This is a genomic window from Marinobacterium profundum (assembly GCF_001528745.1).
GTDB lineage: Bacteria > Pseudomonadota > Gammaproteobacteria > Pseudomonadales > Balneatricaceae > Marinobacterium_A > Marinobacterium_A profundum.
The window spans coordinates 18,402-29,200 of sequence record NZ_BCNS01000144.1; the positions used below are offsets into that span (position 1 = coordinate 18,402).

Sequence of the window (10,799 nt, forward strand, 5' to 3'; positions counted from 1 at the left end):
CTGCTTATCTTGTCATCAGGGCGACGCGCGCCTGCTATTTACATCCCCTAAAAGCTCCAGTGCGGCCTGGCAAATACTGCTTCGGCTCGGCAAGGTGGCGGTAGCTGCAGGCCCAAGCGCGATAAAGCTGTCTTGGGCACAAAGACGCTTGAGCCGCGGTGCGTCATTCAGGTTTTCAATCAGTAGCGCCATCAGGGCTTCACTGATGGATCCGCTGCGCCGGCATTCATCCACGATCAGTATCGAGTCACAGCCGCGCACTGCCTCCACTATTGCATCGAGGGGCAAGGGCTGCAGCCAGCGCAGATCGATCAGGCGCAGCTCAATACCGTGCTCGGTCGCAAGATCCCTTGCGGCCTGGCGACTCAGGTAATAGCCATTGCCGTAGCTGATAATGGCCAGCTGCCGGCCGTCACCCTCGAGCCCGATTTCACCCAGCGGAATCGGCGTGCAGCGGTTAGCTGGAACATAGTTGAAACTCCAGTGGCCATCGCCCGGCGCAAACAGATCCCGCGCCATATAGAGTGCGATGGGTTCGATAAACACCACTACCCGCTGTTCCTCCCGTGCCAGGCGTACGCATTCGCGCAGCATTTCCACGGCATCGCGGCCATTGCTGGGGCACGCCAGGATCAGACCCGGTATGTCGCGAAACACATTAAGGCTGTTGTCGTTGTGAAAGTGGCCGCCAAAGCCTTTTTGATAGCCTAGCCCGGCAATGCGGATCACCATCGGATTGGCATACTGGCCATTGGAGAAAAAACTGAGACTCGCTGCCTCTCCGCGGATCTGATCCTCGGCATTGTGCACATAGGCCAGAAACTGGATTTCAGGTATCGGAATAAAGCCATTGTGTGCAACGCCCAACGCCAGCCCGAGAATGCTCTGTTCATCCAGCAGTGTATTGATCACCCGGTGCTTGCCGAATTTTTCCCATAACTTGCCGGTGACATTGTAAACGCCGCCCTTGGGGCCAATATCCTCCCCCATCAGCACTATTTCGCTGTGCGTGGCCATCAGCTCTGCCAGCGCCCAGTTCAGCAGGCGCGCCATGGGCTGAGGCTGAGCCAGTAGTGTTTTGTCCTTGGCAAAGAGCCCATCAAGCGCGGCTGAATCCAGCGCAGCCCGGGCAGGCAAGGCGCGGCGTGGCGGTACTATAGATCCCATTACTTCAGCAGCGCTAGTCAGTTTGGGGCGCATAATGGCACGCTCGGCCTTGTCCTCAACCTCCAGGGCTGTTTGCTGGTAGAGCGAAACGATTTGATCGGGGCTTAGAACGCCAAGCTCAATCAGGAGCCTGGCCGAGTGCAATAACGGATCCTGGGCTTCGCTTTGTTCGATCTGCGCTGTGCTGAGATAGGCACTCTGGGCATCGGAGCCGGCGTGACCGAGCAGGCGGACACAGCGCATATGCAGAAACACAGGCTGCTGATGGCGGCGCGCCAGTTGTTCTGCCTGACGCGCGCAGCTGTAGGTATCGAGCAGATTAAGCCCGTCGCAGCTCAGGTAATGAAGCCCAGGTCGCTGGCTGAAATTGGCGGCGATCCAACCCTGGGGCGTGGGCGTCGAGATGCCTATGCCATTGTCTTCGCAGATAAACACCAGCGGCAATGGATGCTTCTGGTAATGCGTCCAGCAGGCGCTGTTAATCGCACCCAGTGCTGTACTGTGGTTGGCGGATGCATCTCCAAAGGAGCAAAGCACAACGCTATCGGCGGGCAGGGTACCTGGATGTTTCAGTTGTCGTGCCAATGCAATGCTGGCCGCGGTACCCAGTGCTTTGGGCAGGTGGGACGCGATGGTACTGGTCTGTGGCGGTACAAACAGGGCCTTGCTGCCCAACACCTTGTGACGCCCACCGGAAATTGGATCCTCACTGGACGCCGCAAAGGACAGCAGCATATCCCAGACCGGATCCACGCCTCCGGCCTGGCGGGCACGTTGCAGCACAAAGGCCGCATCACGGTAATGCAAAAACGCCATGTCATTGAGTCTGAAGGCTGCGGCTATGGCAGCGTTGCCCTCGTGACCGGCACTGCCAATGGTATAGAAGGATTCACCACGGGCCTGAAGTTTGCGTGAGCACAGATCCAGCTGCCGACTGAGTATCTGGCTCTCAAACATTTGCAGCAACAAGGCTTCTGTCAGGCCGACGTCCTGCAAGCCGATCTGAATGGATGCGGGCGGCAGATCGCCACTGTTAACCCTTTGTACAAAGGCTTGGTCGATGATTTCAGCTCGGTTTTGCATCACCACGGCTCCCTGAATATTCCCCAGAGTATGGTTGAGGCAGTGGGGATTAGCTGACTGTAAATAGGGTATGATTATTTGTTTACGCAGGTACAGCCACCTGATGTCAGCCAATACCGTTGAAATAAACCGCACCCGTTTTCGCTTTGATGATAATGAAGCCGTATGGCTATTTGGCTATGGCTCTCTGATCTTCAAGGCCGACTTTCCCTTCGTGCAAAGGCGCAGCGCCCGAATCACCGGCTGGTCGCGCCGTTTCTGGCAAGGATCCCACGATCACCGCGGCACTCCAGAAGCTCCAGGGCGCGTAGTGACCCTGATTGAGACTCCAGGCGAGCCCTGTAGCGGTGTCGCCTATCTGATAGCGCCCGAGGTATTTGAACAGCTGGATTTTCGCGAAAAGAATGGCTATCTGCGCTTTAGTACCGAAATGACCTTTGATGACGGCAGTCTGGTTCAGGGGCTGGTGTATATAGCTACACCCGAAAACAGTGCCTTTCTTGGCCCCGCGAGCGAAAGCGATATCGCCCGGCATATAGCTGCGGCCGCCGGGCCTAGTGGTCCCAATGCTGACTATTTGCTCCACCTGGCCGAGTCATTACGTGGCCTGGGGGAGCACGATGCCCATGTGTTCGAGATAGAGCAGCATCTGCGCCTGGTATTGAAGTAAAAAGTTTGCATGGGGATAGTAATTGATATTAGTCTCCACTGAGACTAAGCTGAGGTCCATGTAGTGATTGGGAGGGGCATCAACATGAAGCAGGTTATCGAACTGGGACAGCAGGATCCCAAGCGGGTATCACAGGTTTCCCTCAAGGTATTCTTCAATATCGCATCGGCATGGCACCTTAGTCGCGAACAGGAGCAGGTTCTGCTGGGTGAGCCGGCGCGCTCTACGTTCTATAAATGGCGCAAAGGCGAGGGGCCCGCATTACCGCGCGATACGCTGGAGCGGATATCCTATGTCATGGGGATCTACAAGGCGTTGCGCCTTCTGTTTCCCACCGAAGATCAGGCGAATGCCTGGCCAGGCAAAGCTAACGCCCACTTTGGTGGCGAATCGGCGCTTGCAGTGATGCTCAAGGGCAGCATGATCAACCTGGCTGATGTGCGCCGCTATCTGGATCATGCCAGAGGCTAAATCGTCTATTAAATTCTTACAGGCTCTGATCCATGCATACCATGCCAGTACTGATCGACCTTGATTGGGATAAGGCGCACCGTCTGGTACCGAGCCACTTTCCGCCCATCAGCCTGTTTGAAACCGTGGCCGATCCCGAGGATCTGGAGATCCTCTATGCCGTGGAAGCTCTGACCAATGATCGCCTGCGAGATGAGGCGGGTGATCTGCGCCTGGTTGCAGCATCAGAGCGAATATCAGGCCCGGGCTCCACGCCCGTGATGGCGGCCTTCACCCATATCGGCGTCGCCAGCCGTTTCACCGATGGGCATTATGGCGTCTACTACGCAGCACGAAGCCTGCAAACCGCCATCGCCGAAACCCGCTACCATCGCGAAGCCTTCCTGCGGGCGACACAGGAGCCCGATACCGAACTCACATTGCGTGAATACATCGGCAAGGTGGCGCAGCCGCTACATGACATACGCGGTCAGGAGTATAGGGCGCTGCACCAGCCGGACGATTACCAGTCTTCGCAGCGTTTCGCCCGCCAGCTGCGCGAGCAGGATAGTCCGGGCCTGTATTATTCCAGCGTGCGGGACGCTGGCGGAGAATGTCTTGCGGCTTTCAAGCCCCGTGCCCTGAGCATCCCTGTGCAGGGCAGTCATTACCGCTATGTTTGGAGCGGCCATGCCCAGGCCATTATCGCCGTATTAAAGGTCGAAGCCGTGGCCTGATTACTACACTTATTGGACTCAATTATTCATTGAAAACATATAGATAGAATAGCTGTCCGATAATAAGTATCAAGCCAAACATGCAGCGAAGCAGGGCGCCTGACTCTTGAATTAGAGCCCAGATAAAGCCTCAGTCAGACGCCTGCCAAACCTTTACAAGGCGCTGGAAAATACCTTTTTCAGCAGATCGGTACTGCGCGCCACCGGGTTCTCACGAATACGTTTTTCTTCCGCTGCAATCATTGCGAACAAGCCATCCGTTGCCTGTTCGGTAACATAAGTATCAAGATCCAAAGATCCCAGGTTCGATACATTTCCCAGTATTCCCGCTTTACCCGTCATGCCTTTATAGGCACTGGTGACACCCACTTTGTCTGTGGCATCCGCGACGATAGGGCGCATCAGCGTATTCAGCTTGTCGCTGTTCTTCTCGCGCAGGTACTGGGTTGCAGCATCGTCCGATCCCTGCAAAATGCTGCGTGCATCCTCAACAGACATATCGCGAATGGTATCGACGAACAGATCGCCGGCCAACGGAACTGCCTGTTCGGCGGCACGGTTCATGGTTGTGATGAAGTTATCGGCCAGAGCTCCCTGACCGGTAGCCCGCAGGCCTTTTTCGACGATTTGCAGCTGCGATGGCAAGGGAATACGTACCGCTGGGTTATCAAGGTATCCACCTTCAGTGCCCAGCGATGCAATGGCGGTTCTGGATCCCTGGATCAGTGCTTCCTTCAAGCCGCCGGTAATATCGCTGTCAGAAAGACTCGCAATGGCAGCATTGGTCGCAGTTGTACCAGATGAACCCTGACCCTGCGTTATGGTTTCCTGCGCCTTGTTGAGCACATCCTTCCAGTCTGCATGAGTTGTCAGCGATACGCCCATCAGACTCGCGATTAGCACAGGTGTCGATAGTAATCGTAAAGGTGTCATGGATGCTCCAGTAGTCAGTTTCCAGATGTGAAAGTATAGGGGGATCGCATGATCCTATTTAGGCTTTCTGGCATGACGCTGGGTTCGTGACGCTTGGTGATGCGGTGTACCGTTCGGGTAGTTTCCAACTGACCCCAATATCCAGATGCGCTCTGTAGCCTAACGTGGTGCTTGATTCGAGAAACTCAAATCTTCGCGACTCTCCGTACGCACGCCCAAGTCGCAGGATTGCATTGGTAATCCTCGAGTGGATATCTGTGCGTGTCAGGCTAGTGGCAGCGTTGGATTTGAGGTTACGCAGACCTTAAAGCTAAAAACGAAGTAAGTAATCGCAGTCTGAAGTATGACCTGTTTATAGTAAATAATGACTACGCATAATGTATATTATGTTAAATAAGATATTGATGTATGGGTACGAGGTGCCGCATTTTGTGTGTAGTTTCCAGTACAGATCTGAATTAATTCAGCTCTACTGGAAACTTTCAACATAGGCCGCAGGCTGCACCACATCTAGGTTTCAGCTGATTCTAGCGTTACCGATTATCTTGCAGTTTCCAGTTCAAGGCTGAACTTCGCGGAAGATTTGGTGCGATCCTGTGGTGCAATCCACCAGGCAACTGCTGTCGTAAATCAATGGATGTCGGCGTCGTTTTCGCCTGTCTTGTGTGACATCTGTGTTTTCGATTTTTTGCGTACAGCTCCAGTCACACGCAACCTCCCAAGCCGTGCGGAGAGTCGCGAAGATTGAAGTATTGAAGGCTCAGTGCCATATCGGGCAACGTAGCTGGCGAACCTTGCACTGAATTGATGTTGCTAGCCACCAGGCCTGACCTTCGCAGCAAGTAGGCTTTCGCCAAGATCCTCACCAAGCTAGAGCTTCAGTTAATTGCTTGAATGCAGAGCGCGCCGTACTTGGATTGTTCTGGGTAGCGCGCCTGCGCTGTAAAACGGGCTGCCTCTAAATAATGAGATGAAAAGTCATTAACACCCTGTAAAATCTCTGAATACGGACCTAAAAGAGGATATTTGATCCTTAAATCACCCATTGGTCTGCCGATTTCAAGCCTTTTTGGGCGTTTGCGTGGGTGGCCTGATCAGTGATGGATGCCTCGGCGTAGCGCCAAAGTGGCCGCTAAAACGAGGCTATTTAGGCCTGTTGGCTAGTTGGGTCACCCACGAAAGTCGGGCATATTCGGCGTATTGATAGTGTGATGAGAGCTAATCTTTATCTGTCTTTCAGGTGTAATTATTATCAATAAAAACAATTAGATAGATAGCTATGCCGATAAACTACGTTATCGGCATAGCTACATATGCAGGATGGGATATGGTCAAAAAATACATAATACGTACTAAAGGTTTTTATCTACCCCATCCATTACAAGCAGCAACGTTCGACAGAGTTCCCGTTGCCACCGCATCTCGGTAGCCAGTTTCAATCCACACCCAGCGCCTTGTACACGGCATCCACCGGATCCGCGTAGAAGCTGGTCTGGAGCTTGGTGAACAGCTCTGCCGGAATCGTCGGGATATCGACCGCGCTACTCATTGGTAGCGTCACCCCGTTTACCGCCGGCATCGAAGGCCACTTGCAGGTATTCGGCAATACTCTGCACCGGCGCGACACTGCCGCCCAGGCTCATGTCACCCAGAACAACCATCTGGCCCTTTGCGGGCCTGCCCATCGGCGCTGAGGCAAATGCCACCAGGCTGGCCAGCGCCATATGATTCAGGGGCCCTGAATTTTGCAGTTCGACCACATGTAGATGGAAATCGTGGTCCATCACCTTGGCCGAGGCGCTGATGCGGGAAGCGTTGGCCTTGAAGTAATCGAAGGCGATCTTGACCTGTTCCTTGGCGGCACTGGAGTTCCACAGCCCTGATTAGTCGGTTGGGGCTGATCTTGTTCGCCTTCGTGCGTTTAAGTATCAACTAGTGATGCATCGCTTAGGTGGTTTTCTGGGCAGATCTGGCGCTCGCGACACAGGCAGCGAGATTCAGCGCGGCCAGGATAAGGTATTTGGAGTCCTCCCGGGTGTCTTCCAGTATCCCTGTTTCTTCGAGCCTGCCGAACACAAATGCCAGCAGCGAGGGTTCGGTCTGGAACGCCTCGTACTGCCCTATGGATTCGTCCTGCAAAGCCACCGACAAACCGTCGGAAAACCTGACTGTAGCAACAAGACGTTGCAGCGCCCGTTCCTGATCAGCTTCCGTGATGAGCTTCAGCCGGGTTGTAGACGCCCTTAGCGCCAGGTGGATCACCATCAATATTTCAAGCACGACCTCAATCTGTGGCATCTCCTGCCCCATGCGCGACAACACCAGCACCGAAGCGAGGAGATTCGGCTGTGTCTGGTAAATTTCGTCGCAAAGCTGTTCTTTTTCGCCAAATGTCATGCCCGAAAGCAGTTTGGTGGCCGAGGCCAGGCTGGCTTTTGAAATCTTTCCCATTCAACAAGACTCTTTTCTATTCACTGATTGTGTCACGCCTGGGCCCCTGATGCGTGACTGTACCAAATCAGCGTAGCTTCCGTCGAATCAGCGTATGCCGGATTGCCTTCCAGGATGCGCTTAAATCTTTATAAAGCGTTGAATTTAATAAAATTATACTAGCCAAAAATTGGGACTATGCCCTCCCCCTCAGGATCGTCAGCGACGCATCCAGGCAGCAGCGCATTAGGCGGGTTATGCCCATCCCAACCACCAGTTTGTCGATGTTTGACTATGCTTAAAGTCCTTGTCTGATGAATGATTAGGCCATTTTATGAAACTCGCTATCCTGTCCTGTGGACCGAACTCCTATAGCACCCGCAGATTAAAAGAAGCTGCCGAGTCCCGTGGGCATAAGGTAAAAGTACTTAACACCTTAAAATTTGCGATCGATCTTGATCGAGGCTCTCCCGATCTCTATTACCGACAGCAGCAGCTTAGCCATTATGATGCGGTATTACCCCGCATTGGTGCTTCAATCACCTACTACGGTACGGCCGTCGTTCGTCAGTTTCAGGAAATGGATGTTTATTGCGCCAACACGGCACACGGTATTCTGAATTCCCGGGACAAGCTGAGAAGCTTGCAGATTTTAAGTCGCCATCACCTGGGCATCCCGAAAACCAACTTCGTACGTGATAAAAAGGATGTCCTCCCTGCTATAGAGCGTGTGGGTAATGCGCCGGTTATTATCAAACTCATTGAAGGTACTCAGGGTATTGGCGTGTTGCTGGCTGAATCGACCAAGTCTGCTGAGGCGATTATTGAGTTGCTGCAAAGCCAAAAGCAAAACGTGCTGGTACAAAAGTTTGTCGCGGAAAGCAAAGGCAAAGACATTCGCGCACTGGTTGTCGGTGACCGGGTGGTCGCTGCTATGCGTCGTGTGGCGCAAGGACAGGAGTTTCGAAGCAACGTGCACCGGGGCGGCGTGGCTGAGGCCGTCGAGCTAAGTGAAGAGTACAAAAGCACGGCCGTTAAGGCCGCGCAAATCCTGGGGCTGCAGGTGGCTGGCGTTGACATGCTCGAAGGTAAAGATGGCCCCCAGATTATGGAGGTAAACTCCTCACCGGGCCTGGAAGGCATCGAAAACTGCACTCAGCTTGATATTGCCGGCGCCATCATCGATTACATCGCCGCTCAGGTAGACTTCCCCGAAATCGATGTCCGCCAGCGCCTGACCGTGAGCCGTGGCTACGGTGTCGCCGAAATATATGTGCCACCGGAGTCTCAATTCATAGGAAAAACCATTACGGACTCTGGACTGCTAGAGCAGGATATTAACGTGCTCACCCTTTACCGGGATGCAAAAGCGATCCCGAATCCAAAATATTCTCGTGTGCTGGAGCCAGGAGACAAGTTACTTTGTTTCGGCAAACTGGATTCCATGCGAACGCTTGTGCCGGCCAACACCAGACGCAAAAGAAAACCCAAGGTCAAGCCGCTGGATACAGGCATTTAATCATCTTAGACTCTGTGAAGAAGGGCCGCCCTGCGGGAGCTGTCGTTGCGCGGCAGCTCCGGCGGTAGAACCGTGGGTTCGGCTAAGTACCTCTGCACGCTTTCAACTGCTCGATCTCTGCCTCGATAGGGGCATATCGACTACTTCGTCAGCACGCTGGTCTGCATTATGTTTCGAGCTGCAACTTTAGAGTACATTCAGATTTATCTTGATCAGGAAATCTGGCCTCATAGCCCATCGCGGCATAACCTTTTTCCTGCTTCCGGAACATACGTTGCAACATGGGTAATGAGTAGGATTGCTGCCAGCCACAGCCACAGCCACAGCTTCGGCGGCGGCGGCGCCAATCGGGCTCGAAAAAGCTTGATCCTCGGTAAAGATACAGAGTCCGTTATCCTTCGACACCAGTATTCCGCTGTTATACAGCTGATTGCACAAAGCTTGTTCGATATCGCCTGTGTGGGATAAAAACAGAGGAAGGTTATGCAAGCCCGAAACCACCCACCTGCCCTATTTCGTCCAGACATCCTTATCTATGGGCCCTGTAGGGCCATCATTCAAACGGCACTCACCGGACACGGCCTCATAAAATTTGGCGGCACCACCGCAGCCGTTCTTCCCATTTCCCCATCGGTAAATAGGGCCAGAAGCGGGCATGACTCCCTCGCCAATGGCCGTGTTGTTGGCGCCTACGCTGCCATCGCTGTTAAAATCCCCTGCGACAGAAGCGGCAGTGTTTACTCTGCCTGGGTAGACCCCGTGGTCTTTTTCCATCCATTGTGGCCAAGAATTACCGTTAAGGCCGGACTTGTTATGATAGTCAAATGCCTCAAGACTATTCCAGGTGTCCCAACGGGTTCCTCGGCTGGTCAAATCAGAAAGCGTACCCAGTACGGTCTTTTCGTAAGCATGCTCCCCCACTGACGCATAATTTCCATGAGATCCCCAAGCTGAATATACAACGGGATGGGTCGAGTGCTTTGTGATTGCGGGCCACTTTATAATTTCATCTTGATCATGCTGTGAAAGAAAAATTCTCTGTGGCTGATAAGTCTCATCCAGTCGCACAATGACATTTTCCCAATCACCTACGTGATTTCCCCAGACCCTGTAGGCCAGTTCCTTGCCGCGGTTGTAGGGATAGTAGATGAAGTAGACCAGATCGGTGTTCCCGGTTGCTTTCGGTACCCAGAAGGCATAGGTCTTAGCGGAATTCAGGTCTCCTCTGAAAACGGGTAAAGTCCCATCCGAAGGGCTGCTCAGTTGTTGCTTGGTATAGAGCCACCAATTACCGTTACGCGGGACCCGATTAAAATATGGGAATGCCCAGTCGAGCGAGGCCGGAAAGTACCGTTCACCCTCGGCGAGCCAAATTTCGGGCGCAAATCGGCGCAACAGGTCGTATTTCTGACTGTCAGACGCTGGCTGAGCAAATACGCGAGACTGAACGGATAGTCCGAGGGCAGCGACGCTCAAGACTACAGGTGCCCAAAATCGTTTATCACATATAACAGGGTATTTGAAAAAATTTCGAGGGCTCATCCGGGTACTCATACTCTAGCAGCCTGTCGGACTTGGCCGATCGTAGCGAGGGAAAGTCCGATTTGAGGCAGTTTTTGAGCTCTTTTGAGGCAAATAGTGGTTCTATTTAACAAAAAAGAGGACGAAAAATGACCAAAGTCGGCTTTTCCGCAGTAGATCAGTGGTAAACCCGACAGGCTGCTAGATCCCGCTCAGGGTAATCGTATGTGACGTGACGCAGCCACCGAGGCGCACAGGCATCACGGCAGTGCTGCTTAGTACACGACCC

8 protein-coding genes and 2 pseudogenes are annotated in these 10,799 nt (G+C 53.4%); 5 read left to right on the forward strand and 5 right to left on the reverse strand.

What is annotated here, in order from left to right; genetic code table 11:
- Nucleotides 1-15: 15 nt before the first annotated feature.
- The gene (locus tag MPRO_RS17130) at nt 16-2,250 is read right to left on the reverse strand and encodes a dehydrogenase E1 component subunit alpha/beta (RefSeq protein ID WP_067295596.1); all 2,235 of its coding nucleotides are present in this window, start codon (nt 2,248-2,250) and stop codon (nt 16-18) included.
- A gap of 103 nt (nt 2,251-2,353) precedes the next feature.
- Between MPRO_RS17130 and MPRO_RS17135 the strand changes: the two genes are divergently transcribed.
- The 3 genes from MPRO_RS17135 to MPRO_RS17145 all read left to right on the forward strand — a co-directional run bounded on the left by MPRO_RS17135 (nt 2,354) and on the right by MPRO_RS17145 (nt 4,107).
- Nucleotides 2,354-2,920 (forward strand): gamma-glutamylcyclotransferase, encoded by a 567-nt coding sequence (locus tag MPRO_RS17135; protein WP_067295599.1) that lies wholly within the window; start codon nt 2,354-2,356, stop codon nt 2,918-2,920.
- Nucleotides 2,921-3,004: 84 nt separating this feature from the next.
- Complete coding sequence (locus MPRO_RS17140; protein WP_067295602.1) at nt 3,005-3,391, forward strand: MbcA/ParS/Xre antitoxin family protein; 387 nt, start codon at nt 3,005-3,007, stop codon at nt 3,389-3,391.
- Between the two features lie 32 nt (nt 3,392-3,423).
- Nucleotides 3,424-4,107 carry an RES family NAD+ phosphorylase gene (locus MPRO_RS17145; protein ID WP_067295606.1) on the forward strand — a complete coding sequence of 228 codons (684 nt, stop codon included), beginning with the start codon at nt 3,424-3,426 and terminating at the stop codon, nt 4,105-4,107.
- Nucleotides 4,108-4,260: 153 nt separating this feature from the next.
- Here MPRO_RS17145 and MPRO_RS17150 read toward each other — a convergent pair whose 3' ends face one another.
- The 3 genes from MPRO_RS17150 to MPRO_RS17160 form a co-directional block, all read right to left on the reverse strand.
- Complete coding sequence (locus tag MPRO_RS17150; protein WP_082708925.1) at nt 4,261-5,040, reverse strand: DUF4197 domain-containing protein; 780 nt, start codon at nt 5,038-5,040, stop codon at nt 4,261-4,263.
- Between the two features lie 1,541 nt (nt 5,041-6,581).
- The gene (locus MPRO_RS26375) at nt 6,582-6,917 is read right to left on the reverse strand and encodes a S16 family serine protease (protein ID WP_369406741.1); all 336 of its coding nucleotides are present in this window, start codon (nt 6,915-6,917) and stop codon (nt 6,582-6,584) included.
- 70 nt (nt 6,918-6,987) lie between these two features.
- Nucleotides 6,988-7,491 (reverse strand): hypothetical protein, encoded by a 504-nt coding sequence (locus MPRO_RS17160; protein ID WP_067295615.1) that lies wholly within the window; start codon nt 7,489-7,491, stop codon nt 6,988-6,990.
- 313 nt (nt 7,492-7,804) lie between these two features.
- On the opposite strand from MPRO_RS17160, the pseudogene MPRO_RS17165 reads away from it, so the two are divergent.
- Together MPRO_RS17165 and MPRO_RS26380 are read left to right on the forward strand one after the other, a co-directional pair.
- A pseudogene (locus tag MPRO_RS17165) lies at nt 7,805-8,728 on the forward strand (ATP-grasp domain-containing protein); the annotation flags it as partial.
- Nucleotides 8,729-8,740: 12 nt separating this feature from the next.
- Nucleotides 8,741-8,989: pseudogene (locus MPRO_RS26380) on the forward strand (cation:proton antiporter regulatory subunit); the annotation flags it as partial.
- Between the two features lie 510 nt (nt 8,990-9,499).
- On the opposite strand, the gene MPRO_RS17170 reads toward MPRO_RS26380, so the two are convergent.
- Complete coding sequence (locus tag MPRO_RS17170) at nt 9,500-10,531, reverse strand: Vps62-related protein (RefSeq protein WP_158651851.1); 1,032 nt, start codon at nt 10,529-10,531, stop codon at nt 9,500-9,502.
- Between the last annotated feature and the right edge of the window lie 268 nt (nt 10,532-10,799).